This is a genomic window from Serratia sp. CY56464, assembly GCF_052168435.1.
Lineage (GTDB): Bacteria > Pseudomonadota > Gammaproteobacteria > Enterobacterales > Enterobacteriaceae > Serratia > Serratia marcescens.
On sequence record NZ_JBJNMV010000001.1, the window covers coordinates 937,003 to 953,447 of the forward strand.

Consider the following 16,445-nt stretch of genomic DNA (forward strand, 5'->3'; position numbering starts at 1 on the left):
TTCTACTCCCTGACTACGACTAAGAGCTTACCCACTGTTGGGTAGTTGATTTGTGATCTAAATCATGAAAAGTGCAAGCTGACACCTTTCAGCTTGGCGGTGTTGAGAGTGATTATCAATAACTGTGATCGATGACTCTTTTTTCAACATAAAAAATCAAAAGGCCATACATCACTTTAACAAAGGGTATTTGTTTTGTTGCCTAACTTGCTGGCAGTCAAAAATGCTGCTTTCGCCGGATGGATTACCCGCGGCAATTCCATTACATTAGCGCGCATAGGCAGCACACCTTTTATAGCACTTAACGCGGAGCCATCTGTGGGCCAATCTCTGTTGGATCTTTCCGGCTTTATCAAGTTCTTTGTCGGTCTGTTTGCGCTGGTCAACCCGGTGGGCATCTTGCCGGTGTTTATCAGCATGACGAGCTACCAGGCGGAAGCAGGGCGCAATAAAACCAACCTGACCGCCAACCTGTCGGTCGCCATTATTCTGTGGACATCGCTGTTCCTGGGCGAAGGGATCTTGCGGATGTTCGGCATCTCCATCGATTCGTTCCGCATCGCCGGCGGTATTCTGGTGGTGACCATCGCCATGTCGATGATCAGCGGCAAGCTGGGAGAAGACAAACAGAACAAACAGGAAAAATCGGAGAGCGCGATCCGCGAGAGCATCGGCGTGGTGCCATTAGCGCTGCCGCTGATGGCGGGGCCGGGGGCGATCAGTTCCACCATCGTGTGGAGTTCCCGTTATCACAACTGGCAAAGCCTGCTCGGCTTTACGGTCGCGATCGCCTTGTTCGCCTTTTGCTGCTGGTTGTTGTTCCGCGCCGCGCCGCTGTTGGTGCGTTTGCTTGGGCAGACCGGCATCAACGTGATCACCCGTATCATGGGTCTGTTGCTGATGGCGCTCGGGATCGAGTTTATCGTTACCGGCATTAAGGCGATATTCCCCGGCCTGTTGTAATACCCTTTGTTTAGCCGCGCACCTTTCGCCTTGGCGCGGCTAAAATTAATTTTAAAGTTTAAATTATTTATTGGTTCGCATTATTATAGTGCACAGGATGAATAAAATTTATGCGGTTGCACTCTTATGTTGCATAAATCTCATGTTGCTGTGCAAAAAAAACGCTAAGCGTTATTTCAGACACTTTTCCTCCCCCATTTCCGCGCGTTTTGCCCCCACTCAACGGTAAAGCTGTTGTTAAATTAATCACATCATTCTGTGGGGCTTGTCTCACTTTCATCCAGGTGTTATTAGTGATTAACCGACCATAGGCAGGTGTTTGTTCTTTGAATGCCTGGATTGTTAACTGAATGTTTCTTTGTGCGGTAATGAGATTGCGTTGATGGTTTCAAATGAAATGATTTCGTCTTTTTTTTCTTTAAAATCATAGCGATGATTTTGTTTCTCCGCGTCCCCTAGCTTGGGGGCCGGATCGGGCTTCGTGCGATAAAAGAGAATTGCTTAACATTTTCGTAAAATTTATTGGCTATGGAATTTGGCTTCTGCTAATTTCCGAGCAACTTTCCCGTGGTCAATTAACTGAAATGCGCCATAAAAACGGGAATGATTTTTGCTGGTATCCGTTTATTTAGAATTCTTATAAACACTTCACAAACTTCGATAAGCGATGCTTGTCGGTGAAAAGGAGCCTCGATTATGCAGCAAACCCTGAAGCGCACTTCTTTGACCTTGTTGATTAGCGGCGCGCTGAGCGTCGGCGCCATAAATAGCAGTTTGGCGGCGGAAGTGCCGGCCGGCGTTCAGTTGGCGCAGCAGCAGAATATTGTGATCAACAACGGCAGCGAAGTGGCTTCATTGGATCCGCATAAGGTCGAGGGCGTACCGGAAAGCAATATCATTCTTAACCTGCTGGAAGGGCTGGTGAGCACCGACGCCAACGGGCATGTGGTGCCGGCGGCGGCGGCGAGCTGGGAAAACCAGAATTATCAGCAATGGACCTTCCACTTGCGCCCCGGCGCGGTGTGGAGCGACGGCAGTCCGGTGACCGCGCAAGACTTCGTCTACAGCTGGCAGCGTCTGGCCGATCCGAAAATCGCCTCTCCCTATGCCAGCTACCTGCAATACACCAAAGTCGACAATATCGACGACATCCTGACCGGCAAGAAGCCTCCGCAGACCCTCGGCGTCAAGGCGCTGGACGACCAGACGCTGCAGGTGACGCTGAGCGAGCCGGTGCCGTATTTCATCAGCATGCTGAGCCACACGTCGCTCAAACCGGTGAAACGCGCGGTAGTGGAGAAATTCGGCGATAAATGGACGCTGCCCGCCAACTACGTCGGCAACGGCGCTTACCGCCTGAAAGAGTGGGTGGTGAACGAGCGCATCGTACTGGAGCGCAGCCCGAGCTACTGGAACAACAAGCAGACGGTGATCAATCAGGCGACCTTCTTGCCGATCGCTTCCGAAGTCAGCGACGTCAACCGCTTCCGCAGCGGCGAGATCGACATCACCAACAGCGCGATCCCGCCGTACCTGTACGTCAAAATGAAGCGCGAAGTGCCCGAGCAACTGCACGTTAACCCTTATCTGTGCACTTTCTATTACGAACTCAATAACCAGCGGGCGCCGTTTACCGATCCGCGGGTGCGTGCGGCGGTGAAGATGACGCTGGATCGCGACATCATCGCCAACAAGATCATGGGCCAGGGGCAGATCCCGGCCTACAGTTTCACGCCGACCTTTACGGAAGGCGCCAACTTTACGCCGCCCGCGTGGGCCGGCTGGAGCCAGGAACAGCGCAACGCCGAAGCCAAGAAACTGCTGGCGGAAGCGGGTTACAGCGACGCCAAGCCGCTGAAGTTCTCGCTGCTGTACAACACCTCCGATCAAAACAAACAGCAGGCGATCGCCGCCGCGTCGATGTGGAAAAAGAACCTCGGCGCCGACGTCACGCTGCGCAATCAGGAGTGGAAGACCTCGCTGGAAAGCCGCCATCAGGGGCAATACGACGTGGCGCGCGCCACCTGGTGCGGGGATTACAACGAGCCCAGCGCGTTCCTGAACCTGGTGCTGTCCAACAGCAGCATCAATACCGTGTTTTATAAGAGCCCGGCGTTCGACGCCATCATGGCCGCCACGCTGAAGGCGCCGGATGAGGCCGCGCGCGCCGCGCTCTATCAGCAGGCAGAAGCGCAGCTGGACAAAGACTCCGCGTTGATCCCGGTGTATTACCGCGTCAGCGCGCGGTTGATTAAGCCGACGGTAGGCGGGTTCACCGGCAAAGATCCGCTGGACTATACCGACGTTAAAAATCTTTACATTATCAAGCAGTAAAAGGGGTATTCCTCTCGCTAGCTCGCGGAGGAATATAGGGAAGGCCGGCCGCCGCATTCGTTCCGCGGCGGCGGGAAACAGAGTCCGCTTACGGGCAACGCAGGTTCCACGAAGAGCCTGTGATAATAAAAACTGGAGTCGATAAGTATGACCAACATCACGAAGAAAACGCTCATTGCCGCCGGCGTCATCGCCGCGCTGGGCATCACAGCAACCACCTCCGCCTTTGCCGCCGACGTTCCTGCAGGCGTGCAACTGGCCGACAAGCAAGAAATCGTCAAAAACAACGGTTCCGAAGTGCAGTCGCTTGACCCGCATAAAATCGAGGGCGTGCCGGAAAACAACGTGACCCGCGATCTGATGGAAGGCCTGGCGAACAACAGCCCGGACGGTTCCATCGTGCCGGGCGTCGCGGAAAGCTGGGATAACAAGGATTTCAAAGTCTGGACCTTCCACCTGCGCAAAGACGCCAAATGGTCTAACGGCAAGCCGGTGACGGCGCAAGATTTCGTCTACAGCTGGCAGCGCGTAGTGGATCCGAAAACCGCGTCGCCTTACGCCAGCTACCTGCAGTACGCCCATGTGGAAAACGTTGATGACATCATCGCCGGCAAAAAAGACAAGTCGACGCTGGGCGTGAAGGCCATCGACGACCACACCTTCCAGGTGACCCTGAGCGAGCCGGTGCCTTATCTGGTTGAAATGACCCCGCACTACGCCATGAAGCCGGTTTACAAAGACGCGGTGGAGAAATTCGGCGAGAAGTGGACGCTGCCGGCCAACTACGTCAGCAACGGCGCTTACAAACTGAAAGACTGGATTGTCAACGAACGCATCGTACTGGAACGCAACCCGGAATATTGGGATAACGCCAAAACCATCATCAATAAAGTGACGTTCCTGCCTATTTCGTCGGAAGTGACCGACGTTAACCGCTACCGCACCGGTGAAATCGACATGACCTACAACAACATGCCGATCGAACTGTTCCAGAAGCTGAAGAAAGAGATCCCGAAAGAGGTGCACGTCGATCCTTATCTGTGCACCTATTACTACGAAATCAACAACCAGAAGGCGCCGTTCACCGATGCGCGCGTGCGTGAAGCGCTGAAGCTGGGCATGGATCGCGACATCATCGTCAACAAGGTGAAAAATCAGGGCGATCTGCCGGCCTACAGCTTTACGCCGCCATACACCGACGGCGCCAAGCTGACCGCGCCGGAGTGGTTCGGCTGGACGCAGGAAAAACGCAACGAAGTGGCGAAGAAACTGCTGGCCGACGCCGGCTACGGCCCGGGTAAACCGCTGACCTTCTCCCTGTTGTACAACACGTCAGACCTGCACAAGAAGCTGGCGATCGCCGCCGCCTCCATCTGGAAGAAAAATCTGGGCGTGGACGTGAAGCTGGTGAACCAGGAGTGGAAAACCTTCCTGGATACCCGCCATCAGGGCACCTATGACGTGGCGCGCGCCGGCTGGTGCGCCGACTACAACGAACCGAGTTCGTTCCTGAACATGATGCTGTCCGACAGCAGCAGTAACACCCCGCACTACAAGAGCGCCGAGTTCGACAAGCTGATGGCCAACGTGTTGACCGCGAAGAGCAAAGACGAGCGCGCCGAACTGTATCAGAAAGCGGAAGTTCAGCTGGATAAAGATTCCGCCATCGTTCCGCTGTATTACTACGTGAACGCCCGTTTGGTGAAACCTTACGTTGGTGGCTACACCGGCAAAGACCCGCTTGATAACGTGTACGACAAAAACCTGTACATCATCAAGCATTGATACGGTAAGAGCCGGCGGCGCAGGCCGCCGGCCCATGTTGAGAATAATAAGCCGTCATCAGGCTGTCGCACAGGGTTAGGGCAATGCTTAAATTTATACTTCGTCGCTTATTGGAAGCGATCCCGACACTATTTATCCTTATTACCATCTCATTCTTCATGATGCGCCTGGCGCCCGGCAGTCCATTTACCGGGGAACGCGCATTGCCGCCGGAAGTCATGGCGAATATCGAAGCCAAATATCATTTGAACGACCCGATCTGGAAACAGTACGGTCATTATCTGGCGCAGCTTGCGCAGGGAGACTTCGGCCCGTCCTTTAAATATAAGGATTATTCGGTCAACGATTTGGTGGCCAGCTCTTTCCCGGTCTCCGCCAAACTCGGTCTGGCCGCGTTTTTGCTGGCGGTGGTGCTGGGCGTGAGCGCCGGCGTGATCGCCGCGCTGAACCAGAACACCAAATGGGACTACACGGTGATGGGGTTCGCCATGACCGGGGTGGTGATACCCAGTTTCGTGGTGGCGCCGCTGTTGGTGCTGATCTTCGCCATCACGTTGAAATGGCTGCCGGGCGGCGGCTGGAACGGCGGCGCGCCTAAGTTCATCATCTTGCCGATGGTGGCGTTGTCGCTGGCCTATATCGCCAGCATCGCCCGTATCACGCGCGGCTCGATGATTGAAGTGCTGCACTCCAACTTCATCCGCACCGCGCGCGCCAAAGGCTTGCCGATGCGTCGCATCATTTTCCGCCACGCGCTGAAGCCGGCGCTGTTGCCGGTGCTGTCCTACATGGGCCCGGCGTTCGTCGGGATCATCACCGGTTCGATGGTGATCGAAACCATCTACGGTCTGCCGGGGATCGGCCAGCTGTTCGTTAACGGCGCGCTGAACCGCGACTACTCCCTGGTGTTGAGCCTGACCATTCTGGTGGGCGCTCTGACCATTCTGTTCAACGCGATCGTCGATGTGCTGTATGCGGTCATCGATCCGAAAATCCGTTATTAATCTGGAGCACGCGAATGATGTTGACTAAAAAGAACAGCGAAGCTCTGGAACACTTCAGCGAGAAGCTGGAAGTGGAAGGGCGCAGCCTGTGGCAAGACGCGCGTCGGCGTTTTATGCACAACCGCGCGGCGGTCAGCAGCCTGTTCATACTGGCGCTGATCACACTGTTTGTGGTGCTGGCGCCGATGCTGTCGCAATTCGCCTACGACGATACCGATTGGGCGATGATGTCCGCCGCACCCAGCGTTGAATCGGGGCACTATTTCGGCACCGATTCCTCCGGGCGCGATCTGCTGGTGCGCGTGGCGATCGGCGGGCGCATCTCGCTGATGGTCGGCGTGGCGGCGGCGCTGGTGGCGGTGATCGTCGGCACCCTGTACGGCGCGATGTCCGGCTATCTGGGCGGCAAGATCGACTCGGTGATGATGCGCCTGCTGGAGATCCTCAACTCCTTCCCGTTCATGTTCTTCGTGATCCTGCTGGTGACCTTCTTCGGCCAGAATATCCTGCTTATCTTCGTGGCGATCGGCATGGTGTCGTGGCTGGACATGGCGCGTATCGTGCGCGGCCAAACCCTCGGTCTGAAGCGCAAGGAGTTCATCGAAGCGGCGCTGGTGTGCGGCGTCTCCACGCGCAACATCGTGCTGCGGCATATCGTGCCGAACGTGCTCGGCGTGGTGGTGGTGTATGCCTCGTTGCTGGTGCCGAGCATGATCCTGTTCGAATCCTTCCTCAGCTTCCTGGGGCTGGGCACGCAGGAGCCGCTGAGCAGTTGGGGCGCATTGCTCAGCGACGGCGCCAACTCAATGGAAGTTTCACCGTGGTTGCTGCTGTTCCCGGCGGGTTTCCTGGTAGTCACTCTGTTCTGTTTCAACTTTATCGGCGATGGCCTGCGTGACGCCCTCGACCCGAAAGATCGTTAAGGAGTGCCACCATGAGCACCATTGAACATCCACAACTGCAAACCGCCGTCGGCGTTAAAGCGTCGCCGCTGCTGGACGTGAAAGATCTGCGCGTCACGTTCTCCACCCCGGACGGCGACGTGACGGCGGTGAACGATCTGAACTTCGATCTGCGCGCCGGTGAAACCCTGGGCATCGTCGGCGAATCCGGCTCCGGCAAATCGCAGACCGCGTTCGCCCTGATGGGGTTGCTGGCCAGCAATGGCCGCATCGGCGGTTCGGCCAAATTCAACGGCCGCGAAATCCTCAACCTGCCGGAAAACCAGCTCAACAAGCTGCGGGCCGAAGAAATCTCGATGATCTTCCAGGACCCGATGACCTCGCTCAACCCGTATATGCGCGTTGGCGAACAGCTGATGGAAGTGCTGATGCTGCATAAGAAAATGAGCAAAAGCGAAGCCTTTGAAGAGTCGGTACGCATGCTTGACGCGGTGAAAATGCCGGAAGCGCGCAAGCGCATGCGCATGTATCCGCACGAGTTTTCCGGCGGTATGCGCCAGCGCGTGATGATCGCCATGGCGCTGCTGTGCCGGCCGAAGTTGCTGATCGCCGACGAGCCGACTACTGCGCTGGACGTGACCGTTCAGGCGCAGATCATGACGCTGCTCAACGAGCTCAAGCGTGAGTTCAACACCGCCATCATCATGATCACCCACGATCTGGGCGTGGTGGCCGGCATCTGCAACAAGGTGCTGGTGATGTACGCCGGCCGCACCATGGAATACGGCAGCGCGCGCGAGGTGTTCTACCAGCCGAGCCACCCGTATTCCATCGGTCTGTTGAACGCGGTGCCGCGCCTCGACGCCGAAGGCGAAGCGTTGCTGACCATTCCCGGCAACCCGCCGAACCTGCTGCGGCTGCCGAAAGGCTGCCCGTTCCAGCCGCGCTGCCCGTACGCCATGGAACAGTGCGCGAGCGCTCCGCCATTGGAGCAATTTGGGGAAGGGCGCCTGCGCGCCTGCTTTAAACCGGTGGAGGCGTTGGTATGACAGCGGTAACCGACAAGAAAGTGCTGCTCGAAGTGGCCGATCTGAAAGTGCACTTCGACATTCATGACGACAAGCAGTGGTTCTGGCAGCCGCCGAAAACCCTGAAGGCGGTCGATGGCGTTACGCTGCGGCTGTTCGAGGGGGAAACCCTGGGCGTGGTCGGCGAATCCGGCTGCGGCAAATCCACCTTCGCGCGCGCCATCATCGGCCTGGTGAAGGCCACCAGCGGGCGCGTCGCTTGGCTGGGTAAAGATCTGCTGGGCATGAACGACGCCGACTGGCGCAAAACCCGCAGCGATATCCAGATGATCTTCCAGGATCCGCTGGCCTCGCTCAACCCGCGCATGACCATCGGCGAAATCATCGCCGAGCCGCTGCGCACCTACTACCCGAAAATGCCGCGTCAGGAAGTGAAGGACAAGGTTAAGGCGATGATGCTGAAGGTCGGCCTGCTGCCTAACCTGATCAACCGTTATCCGCACGAGTTCTCCGGCGGCCAATGCCAGCGCATCGGCATCGCGCGCGCGCTGATCCTCGAACCGAAGCTGGTGATCTGCGACGAGCCGGTTTCCGCGTTGGACGTGTCGATTCAGGCGCAGGTGGTAAACCTGTTGCAGCAGCTGCAGCGCGAAATGGGGCTGTCATTGATCTTTATCGCCCACGATTTGGCGGTGGTGAAACACATTTCCGATCGCGTGCTGGTGATGTACCTGGGCCATGCGGTGGAGCTGGGCACCTATGACGAGGTGTACCACAATCCGCAGCACCCTTACACCAAGGCGTTGATGTCGGCGGTGCCGATCCCGGATCCGGACAAGGAGAAGGAAAAGCAGATCCAGCTGTTGGAAGGGGAGCTGCCTTCGCCGATCAACCCGCCGTCCGGCTGCGTGTTCCGCACTCGCTGCCCGATCGCCGGGCCGGAGTGCGCCAAGACGCGTCCGCTGCTGGAGGGCAGTTTCCGTCATGCGGTTTCGTGCCTGAAGGTCGATCCGCTGTAATGCGCCGCTAGCCGGCAACAAAAAGCCCCGCTGAATAAGCGGGGCTTTTTTTATCCGAAATATGAGCGGCGAATCACTCTTTCCACAGAATGTGGCACAGCTTGTGGTCTTTCTCGCGGCAGATCAGCACGCGGGCGAACACGTCGTTGATCGGCTCGCCGTCGCTGTCCGCCAGACCGATCACCACTTCGGCGAAGAAGTCCGGGTTCAGGTCGTAATCCACGTGCTCGCTCCAGTCTTCGGAGGGGTCGTACAGTTCTGCGCCGCCGCGCTCTTCAAACTGCAGATTGAACAGCAGAATATCCGCCGGATCCAGATTGTCGCCGGCCAATTCGAGGAAGATGTCGTAGGCCTGTTCCAGCGTTTCGTCTTCGGTAAGGCGGTTATTCAAATCCATAAAAAAATCCTGATAACAAATGATTTGGCGCTATTAAAGCACGCTCGCCGCGGCTTTTACAGCAACGGGCTGAAAAAGTAGAACAGGCGTTCGACCAGGCGATGCCAGAACGGCCGCTTCAGCCACTCTTTGGCGTTTAACAGTTTGGAACGGGCGATATAGTCTTCCTGCACGCAGGCCAGATCGCTGCCGAAGCCGTCGTCGTCGATCACCAGGGTGATCTCGAAGTTGAGCCACAGGCTGCGCATATCCAGATTGACGGTGCCGACCAGGCTGAGCTGGCCGTCGACCAGCACGCTTTTGGTGTGCAGCAGGCCGCCTTCGAACTGATAGATTTTCACGCCGGCTTCCAGCAGCTCGGAGAAGAACGCCCGGCTGGCCCAGCGCACCATCATCGAATCGTTGTCGCGCGGCACGATGATGCTGACCTCGACGCCGCGCAGAGCGGCGGTGCAGATGGCGTGCAGCAGATCGTCGCTCGGCACGAAGTACGGCGTGGTCATGATCAGCTGCTCGCGCGCGGAATAGACCGCGGTCAACAGCGCCTGGTGGATCATCTCCTCGGGGAAGCCGGGTCCGGAGGCGATCACCTGAATGGTATGGCCGCTTTCCTGCTCGAACGGCATGATGTTGACGTCCGGCGGCGGCGGCAGAATGCGCTTGCCGGTTTCAATCTCCCAGTCGCAGGCATAGACGATGCCCATCGTAGTGGCCACCGGGCCTTCCATGCGCGCCATCAGATCGATCCATTGGCCGACGCCCGCATCCTGCTTGAAATAGCGCGGGTCGACCATGTTCATGCTGCCGGTATAGGCGATGTAGTTGTCGATCAGCACCACCTTGCGGTGCTGGCGCAGATCCATGCGGCGCAGGAATACGCGCAGCAGGTTGACCTTCAGCGCTTCGACCACTTCGATGCCTGCGTTGCGCATCATCGCCGGGTAGGGGCTGCGGAAAAATGGCAGGCTGCCGGCGGAGTCCAGCATCAGGCGGCAGTGTACGCCGCGCCGCGCGGCGGCCATCAGCGATTCGGCCACCTGATCGACCAGGCCGCCGGGCTGCCAGATATAGAACACCATTTCGATGTTGTGGCGCGCCAGCTCGATGTCGCGGATCAGCGCTTTCAACGTGTCGTCGGTAGTGGTGAGCAACTGCAGCTGGTTGCCCTTGACGCCGTCGATGCCCTGGCGGCGGTTGCACAGCTGGAACAACGGTTCGGCGACTTCGCTGTATTCGGTGGCGAAGATGCGGCGGCTTTCTTTCAATTCCTTCAGCCAGCGCGCGGTCGACGGCCACATGGCCTTGGCGCGCTCGGCCCGGCGCTTGCCCAGGTGCAGTTCGCCGAACGATAAATAGGCGACGATGCCGAACAGCGGCAGAATATAGATAACCAGCAGCCAGGCCATGGCAGAGGGAACCGCACGGCGTTTCATCAAAATGCGCATCGTCACGCCGGCGATCAGCAGCCAGTAGCCGAACACCATGAGCCAACTGATTACGGTATAAAATGTTGTCATAAAGGCGAAAAATCCCGTTCGCAAACCACCAATGATGAGTGTACGCACAGATCGGGCAAGGCGAAACCTTTTATCGGCGCTTATGTTACATAAATATGATGAAGTTAAGGCACTTGCCGAAATTGAAAGGGCGGCTTTTGCCCGCGTGGCGTTCGCTGTGCCGCCGATAACGGCGGCTTGGATCGCGGGCGGAAAGGGCTATAATGCCCGCGGTTGGCATTAGACGAACGAGTGACGGAATTATGAGACGCAGTAGAAATGAAGTGGGCCGCTGGCGCATGTTGCGGCAGAGCCAACGTCGGCGGCATCGCTGGCTGGAACGCCAGTCGTGCAGCAATCGCCATATTATCCGGGTGCGGCGGCGCCTGGACGATCAGCATCGGCGCGCGCTGCTGTTTGCGGTATCCTGCGAGTGGTAAAACGAAAACAGTCCCGTGAGGGACTGTTTTGTTATGGCGTCTGAGTTATTTGCCCAAATAGGCGTTGAGCATCCAGACCTGTTTTTCCTGCTCTTTGATGTAATCGCTCATCAACGACGCGGTGCCTTCGTCGCCAGCGTCTGCCGCCACCGTCAGCAGCTCACGCTGCTGTTGCAGCAAGATTGAATACCCTTCCAACAGGCCGCGCAGCGTACCCTTATCATCGGTCACGTTGGTGTGTTCCTTGATGTCGGCGGTTTTCAGATAATCGCTGAAAGCGTGACGCGGCTGCGAGCCCAACGTCAGAATACGTTCCGCCAGCTCATCCACCTTGGTCAGCAGATCGTTATATGTCTCTTCGAATTTCGCGTGCAGTTCAAAGAACTGCGGGCCGGTAATGTTCCAATGATAGCCGCGTACGTTCATATACAGCACCTGATAGTTTGCCAACAGCGCATTCAACGCTTCGGCGAGTTTTGCCGATTGTTTACTGTCAAGGCCGATATGGGTTTTCGCTGCTTTCTTTGCCGTTGCCATAATAATCTTCTCCTGATTATTTGTTCCGATAGTAGACAGAATCAATTTCCATAGCTGTTACAGTAACCGGATTTATCGCAGGGTTAAATACGATAACAGGCATTATTGCCATCGCTCAAACCGATGACGGTAAATCCGTCGAGCAAATTGCCGAATCAGTTTACGCAGGTTCCGCAGGCGAAAAAAGTCGCTTTTCTCGGTTACTTGCGCAGCGCCAGTTTTACCACACCTGCGCCCAGCGCCATTAACAGCGCGGCGGCGATCAGTACCGAAATAAAGGCGCGATCAAAGGCCAGACGCGCCAGCTGCGTCAACTGCTGCGCGCGATCGGCCGCCATTCCGGCCGCCAGGCGCAACGCTTCGTCGATGCTGTCATAGGCTAAATCGCTGACCGGCAGCGCCGCCGGCAGCGCCAGGCTGTGACTGTAGACCGCCGTCATCAGCCCGCCGAGCAACGTCACGCCCAGCACGCCGCCCAGCTCGTAGGAGACGTCTTCGATAGATGCCGCCATGCCGGATTTCTCCTCCGGCGCGTTCAGCATGATGGCGGTGGAAGCGGCGGTGATCACGCCGCCGAGGCCGAAGCCCACCAACGCCAGGCTCGCCAGCTGCGGCGCTATGCCGCTCTGATAGAACAGGGCGAGGCCGGCGATGCCGAAGGCGGTCAGGGCGAAACCGCCGAGAATGATGCTGCGCTCACCGTAGTGCGGCAGCAGCAAACCGGCCATTGGCCCCGCCAGCGCCGAGGCCAGCGGGATCGGCAAGATGAACAGCGCCGCCTGCAGCGGACTGAGGCCGAGCACCAGTTGCAAGCGTTGGCTGAGCACCAGCTCGACGCCGATCAGCGCCACCATCGACAGCAATGCCACGCCGATGCCGCCGGCGAACAGCCGGTTGCGGAACAGGGAGAAATCGATCATCGGGTGGGCGCTGCGCTGCTGACGACGCACGAACAGCGCTAGGAACAGGGTGCCGATCAGGGCCGCTGCGAGCAAGGCGCTGACGTCAGGCGCCGGCTTGCTCAATTCCTTCAGCGCATAGATAGCGCCGACCAGGCCTATCATGATCTGCACCGAGCCGATGATATCGGCGGGGCGCGGGTTATCGCCGCCGCAGCGCGGGATCAGTTTCCATGCCAGCGGCCAGACCAGCAACACCACCGGCACATTGATCAGGAACACCGAGCCCCACCAGAAATACTCCAACAGCAGGCCGCCGACCACCGGGCCGATGGCCGCGCCGCCGGAGGCCACCGACGCCCAGATGCCGATCGCCAGCGCGCGTTCGCGTTCGTCGGTAAAGACGTGGCGTACGATGGACAGCGTGGCGGGCATCATCATTGCCGCGCCAACGGCGAGGAATACCCGCGCGGCGATCAGCCACTCGGCGGTAGGCGAGAAAGCGGCGCACAGCGACGCGACGGCAAACACCGGCAGCCCGGCGAGAAACAGCCGTTTATGGCCGATGCGATCGCTCAGCATGCCGGCGCCAGGCAACAGACCGGCCACCACCAATGGGTAGGCGTTGACGATCCAGAGCTTTTGCGAGGCGCTGGCATCCAGCGCCTGGGTTAAACGCGGCAGGGCGGTATATAACACCGTCATATCGATGACGATCAGGAACAGGGCGCTGGCGACCATTGTCAGGATTAACCAGCGGTTCTTGGCGTACATAAGTCATAATCCAGTTAACGTGGGCGGCGCGAAGGCGCCGCCATTGTGGTAACCCTCCGGCGATGCCGGGTGGTATACTGGCGATAATATATATCCATACGTTCGTATTGAAAAGAAGGGTTTCTTAATGGGACGTCAACGCAGCATCGATCGCGACAAGGTTTTGGACACCGCCGAAGAGATCGTCGCCACCCAGGGCGCCGCCGGCCTGACCATCGACGCCGTCGCCAAAGCGATGGGGATCTCCAAGGGCGGGGTGCAGTACTGTTTCGGCAGCAAAGACGCCCTGATTGACGCCATGTTCGATCGCTGGGGCAGTGCCTACGAGACGCTGTTCGCCGCTATCGCCGGTGACGATCCTTCGCCGCAGACCGGCGTGCGCGCGCATATGCTGGCGACGCAAAGCTCGGATCAGACCGCCAGCGCCAAGGCCGCCGGGCTGATGGCGACGCTGATTCAAACGCCGGAGCATCTGGCGAGCACGCGCGAATGGTATCGCAGCCGCATCGCCGGTTTGGATTTGACGACGGAAGGAGGCAAGCGCGCGCGCCTGGCGTTTCTCGCCACCGAAGGCGCCTTTATGCTGCGTTACTTTGGTTTGATGGATATCGACCAGGCGGAATGGGAAACGATGTTCACCGATATGCAGGCGTTGATTTTAACTGAGGGTGCCTATCGCACTGATAGCTAGTAAAGCCCGCAGTGAAAGGCGTATGTTTATCGCACAAGATATTCCCTCGAAGAACTTTTTAGCCAGCCACTCCGTGCTGGCTTTTTTTTGTTCGCAGGCAAGCGCCCCAGCGGGGCCCCCTGAAGGCAGGGGGCGGGGGAAATTATTTACGGGCGTCCAACAGCGCTTGGGCGTTCTCTGCGGTAACGACGGTCCACGGAATGTAGTAATGCTTCTGCGTGCCGCCCTCCCATTTCAGATCCTTGGCGTACTGCTTCCAGATGTCCGACTGCGGTTGATAGCTTTCACCTTTCACGGCGCGCAGCGCGACGTCGATGGAACCCTGCATCTGGCCTTTGGCATCTTGCAGAATAGAGACCATTTCACCGGCCTGCACCGCATGAATCGCGTCAGAGACGCCGTCAACGCCGGCAATCGCGAAGTCCTTCACATTCAGGCCGGCGCCTTTGATCGCTTCGATAGCGCCCAGCGCCATCTCGTCGTTCTGGCCAATCACGCCGTTGATTTTACCCCGGTGTTTCTGCAGCCAGTTTTCCATCAGCGGCTGCGCTTCCGCGCGTGACCAGTTGGCCGTTTTGCGCTCAAGTACCGTGACCTGGCCGGCGCCGCACTCGGCAATCGCTTTATCATTGCCTTTGCCGCGCTGGATCTCGCCGCTGCCGCCTTTCGGGCCTTCGATAATCACCACGTTCACCTTCCGGCTCTTGCAGTCGAGTTTGTCCAGGACGGCTTTGGCTTCCAGGTATCCCCCCAACTCGTCATTAGACACCACTTCAGACGTCATCGCGTCCGTGTTCAGGCGCGCGTTGGTGACCACCACCGGGATTTTGGCTTCGTTGGCATTGGTGACGATATCGATATTGGCCTCAAAATCCATCGGGTTGACGATAATGGCATCGGCGCGCGTCTGGATAGCGGTGGCGGCCTGATCGTTTTGCACCGATGCATCATAACGCCCATCGTAGAAAGTCAGTACGGCTTCGCCGCTTTTCACCGCCGGGTGTTCCTTGCCGAACCTTTCCATCAATTGCACGAACTCGGCTTTGTTGCCGTACATCAATACCGCGATTTTTACCGGGGCGGCCTGAGCCGCCGACAGGCTACCGAGCATCATGGCAGAGGCAAACAACGCTATCTTGGTCTTATTCATGGTTTTCTCCTGGTAGAGTTGGGTCTGATGTTATTAATCGCGCTGTTGCTTACGCGATGGGTCGAGCAATACGGCAAGAACGATCAATGCGCCTTTGATAATTTGTTGGTAATACGATTGCACGCCGAGCAGATCGAGGCCGTTATTCATCACCCCGATAATCAGCACGCCGAAGAAAGTGCCGACCAGCGTACCGACACCGCCGGCCATGCTGGTGCCGCCGATCACCACCGCCGCGATGGCGTCCAGCTCATACCCTGCGCCGGCGTTGGTCTGCGCCGAACCGGTGCGCGCCGTAAGGATCAGGCCGGCGATGCCGGCCAGCGCGCCGCACAGCGTATACACCAATATTTTGATGCGGGTGACGTTAATCCCCGAGGTGCGCGCGCTTTTCGGGTTGCCGCCGACGGCGTAGATGTAACGCCCGAAGAGGGTTTTATTCAGCACCAGCCAGGCGAGGGCGAACAGCACGATGAAGATGATGACGGGCACCGGAACGCCGCCGACATAGCCATTGCCTAACCAGCGGAAATCGCTGTTCAATTGCGATACCGGATTGCCGTTGGTGGTCAACATGGTTAACCCGCGCGCCGCGGAGAGCATGCCCATGGTGACGATAAACGGTTGCAACCGGTAACGAGCCAACACGGTGCCGTTCACCAGGCCGCAGACGATGCCGATGCCCAGCGCCACGATCAGCGGCGCCATGACGGCGGTCGCGGTGTCGCCGATAGCCAATCCGCTGTTGTTGGTGGCGAAACGGGCGGCGACGATCCCGCTTAACGCCAGCACCGAGCCGACGGAGAGATCGACGCCGGCCGTAATGATGACGAAGGTCATGCCGATCGCCAGAATACCGTTGATCGAGACCTGGCGCAGGACGATCAGGGTGTTTTCATTGCTGAGAAAATAATTGCTGCTCCAGGCCCCCTGGGCGACCTGATATTCGCCAATCAGCGCCACGATCAGGCACAGCGCGAAGAAGGCGATGATAATGCCGTATTTGTGCATACGGCGTTTATTGCG

Annotated in this window: 15 protein-coding genes; 9 read left to right on the forward strand and 6 right to left on the reverse strand. The window is 57.9% G+C overall.

Annotation, left to right across the window (positions count from 1 at the left end):
- Positions 1-318: 318 nt before the first annotated feature.
- The 7 genes from ACJ8KE_RS04680 (at position 319) to oppF (ending at position 9,035) form a co-directional block, all read left to right on the forward strand.
- Positions 319-963 (forward strand): YchE family NAAT transporter, encoded by a 645-nt coding sequence (locus tag ACJ8KE_RS04680; protein WP_015378089.1) that lies wholly within the window; start codon positions 319-321, stop codon positions 961-963.
- Positions 964-1,659: 696 nt separating this feature from the next.
- Complete coding sequence (locus ACJ8KE_RS04685) at positions 1,660-3,297, forward strand: ABC transporter substrate-binding protein (RefSeq protein WP_016927493.1); 1,638 nt, start codon at positions 1,660-1,662, stop codon at positions 3,295-3,297.
- Positions 3,298-3,444: 147 nt separating this feature from the next.
- Complete coding sequence (gene oppA, locus ACJ8KE_RS04690; protein ID WP_016927494.1) at positions 3,445-5,082, forward strand: oligopeptide ABC transporter substrate-binding protein OppA; 1,638 nt, start codon at positions 3,445-3,447, stop codon at positions 5,080-5,082.
- A gap of 83 nt (positions 5,083-5,165) precedes the next feature.
- Positions 5,166-6,086, forward strand: coding sequence for an oligopeptide ABC transporter permease OppB (gene oppB / locus ACJ8KE_RS04695; protein WP_004932150.1), 921 nt, complete (start codon positions 5,166-5,168; stop codon positions 6,084-6,086).
- 14 nt (positions 6,087-6,100) lie between these two features.
- Entirely contained in the window at positions 6,101-7,009 is a 909-nt protein-coding gene (oppC, locus tag ACJ8KE_RS04700) for an oligopeptide ABC transporter permease OppC (protein WP_004932149.1), read from the forward strand.
- Positions 7,010-7,020: 11 nt separating this feature from the next.
- On the forward strand, positions 7,021-8,037 hold the full coding sequence (locus ACJ8KE_RS04705) for an ABC transporter ATP-binding protein (protein WP_016927496.1): 1,017 nt from the start codon (positions 7,021-7,023) through the stop codon (positions 8,035-8,037).
- The gene (gene oppF, locus ACJ8KE_RS04710) at positions 8,034-9,035 is read left to right on the forward strand and encodes a murein tripeptide/oligopeptide ABC transporter ATP binding protein OppF (protein ID WP_004932143.1); all 1,002 of its coding nucleotides are present in this window, start codon (positions 8,034-8,036) and stop codon (positions 9,033-9,035) included. The genes ACJ8KE_RS04705 and oppF overlap by 4 nt, the downstream gene beginning before the upstream one ends.
- 73 nt (positions 9,036-9,108) lie before the next feature.
- Here oppF and ACJ8KE_RS04715 read toward each other — a convergent pair whose 3' ends face one another.
- On the reverse strand, positions 9,109-9,432 hold the full coding sequence (locus ACJ8KE_RS04715) for an HI1450 family dsDNA-mimic protein (RefSeq protein ID WP_004932139.1): 324 nt from the start codon (positions 9,430-9,432) through the stop codon (positions 9,109-9,111).
- A 56-nt stretch (positions 9,433-9,488) separates the two neighbouring features.
- Entirely contained in the window at positions 9,489-10,949 is a 1,461-nt protein-coding gene (gene cls / locus ACJ8KE_RS04720; RefSeq protein ID WP_004932137.1) for a cardiolipin synthase, read from the reverse strand.
- A gap of 242 nt (positions 10,950-11,191) precedes the next feature.
- Here cls and ACJ8KE_RS04725 point away from each other — a divergent pair, with 242 nt between their 5' ends.
- Positions 11,192-11,368 carry a YciY family protein gene (locus tag ACJ8KE_RS04725; protein ID WP_025159792.1) on the forward strand — a complete coding sequence of 59 codons (177 nt, stop codon included), beginning with the start codon at positions 11,192-11,194 and terminating at the stop codon, positions 11,366-11,368.
- A 45-nt stretch (positions 11,369-11,413) separates the two neighbouring features.
- Here the strand turns inward: ACJ8KE_RS04725 and ACJ8KE_RS04730 are convergent, their stop codons facing one another.
- Both ACJ8KE_RS04730 and smfY read right to left on the reverse strand, forming a co-directional pair.
- A complete protein-coding gene (locus tag ACJ8KE_RS04730; RefSeq protein ID WP_004932132.1) occupies positions 11,414-11,905 on the reverse strand; it encodes a Dps family protein in 492 nt (163 codons plus the stop codon).
- 200 nt (positions 11,906-12,105) lie between these two features.
- Positions 12,106-13,578 (reverse strand): multidrug efflux MFS transporter SmfY, encoded by a 1,473-nt coding sequence (smfY, locus tag ACJ8KE_RS04735; RefSeq protein WP_116403572.1) that lies wholly within the window; start codon positions 13,576-13,578, stop codon positions 12,106-12,108.
- Between the two features lie 127 nt (positions 13,579-13,705).
- Between smfY and ACJ8KE_RS04740 the strand changes: the two genes are divergently transcribed.
- Entirely contained in the window at positions 13,706-14,269 is a 564-nt protein-coding gene (locus ACJ8KE_RS04740; RefSeq protein ID WP_016927499.1) for a TetR/AcrR family transcriptional regulator, read from the forward strand.
- A gap of 142 nt (positions 14,270-14,411) precedes the next feature.
- Here ACJ8KE_RS04740 and ACJ8KE_RS04745 read toward each other — a convergent pair whose 3' ends face one another.
- Both ACJ8KE_RS04745 and ACJ8KE_RS04750 read right to left on the reverse strand, forming a co-directional pair.
- Complete coding sequence (locus ACJ8KE_RS04745) at positions 14,412-15,419, reverse strand: substrate-binding domain-containing protein (protein ID WP_016927500.1); 1,008 nt, start codon at positions 15,417-15,419, stop codon at positions 14,412-14,414.
- 33 nt (positions 15,420-15,452) lie between these two features.
- Positions 15,453-16,430 carry an ABC transporter permease gene (locus ACJ8KE_RS04750; protein ID WP_016927501.1) on the reverse strand — a complete coding sequence of 326 codons (978 nt, stop codon included), beginning with the start codon at positions 16,428-16,430 and terminating at the stop codon, positions 15,453-15,455.
- Between the last annotated feature and the right edge of the window lie 15 nt (positions 16,431-16,445).

Coding starts and splice junctions, on each gene's coding strand:
- cls (WP_004932137.1), bottom strand. CDS start 10,949: ATGACAACATTTTATACCGTAATCAGTTGGCTCATGGTGTTCGGCTAC.
- ACJ8KE_RS04730 (WP_004932132.1), bottom strand. CDS start 11,905: ATGGCAACGGCAAAGAAAGCAGCGAAAACCCATATCGGCCTTGACAGT.
- ACJ8KE_RS04750 (WP_016927501.1), bottom strand. CDS start 16,430: ATGCACAAATACGGCATTATCATCGCCTTCTTCGCGCTGTGCCTGATC.
- smfY (WP_116403572.1), bottom strand. CDS start 13,578: ATGTACGCCAAGAACCGCTGGTTAATCCTGACAATGGTCGCCAGCGCC.
- oppF (WP_004932143.1), top strand. CDS start 8,034: ATGACAGCGGTAACCGACAAGAAAGTGCTGCTCGAAGTGGCCGATCTG.
- ACJ8KE_RS04715 (WP_004932139.1), bottom strand. CDS start 9,432: ATGGATTTGAATAACCGCCTTACCGAAGACGAAACGCTGGAACAGGCC.
- ACJ8KE_RS04705 (WP_016927496.1), top strand. CDS start 7,021: ATGAGCACCATTGAACATCCACAACTGCAAACCGCCGTCGGCGTTAAA.
- oppA (WP_016927494.1), top strand. CDS start 3,445: ATGACCAACATCACGAAGAAAACGCTCATTGCCGCCGGCGTCATCGCC.
- ACJ8KE_RS04740 (WP_016927499.1), top strand. CDS start 13,706: ATGGGACGTCAACGCAGCATCGATCGCGACAAGGTTTTGGACACCGCC.
- ACJ8KE_RS04725 (WP_025159792.1), top strand. CDS start 11,192: ATGAGACGCAGTAGAAATGAAGTGGGCCGCTGGCGCATGTTGCGGCAG.
- ACJ8KE_RS04685 (WP_016927493.1), top strand. CDS start 1,660: ATGCAGCAAACCCTGAAGCGCACTTCTTTGACCTTGTTGATTAGCGGC.
- oppC (WP_004932149.1), top strand. CDS start 6,101: ATGATGTTGACTAAAAAGAACAGCGAAGCTCTGGAACACTTCAGCGAG.
- oppB (WP_004932150.1), top strand. CDS start 5,166: ATGCTTAAATTTATACTTCGTCGCTTATTGGAAGCGATCCCGACACTA.
- ACJ8KE_RS04745 (WP_016927500.1), bottom strand. CDS start 15,419: ATGAATAAGACCAAGATAGCGTTGTTTGCCTCTGCCATGATGCTCGGT.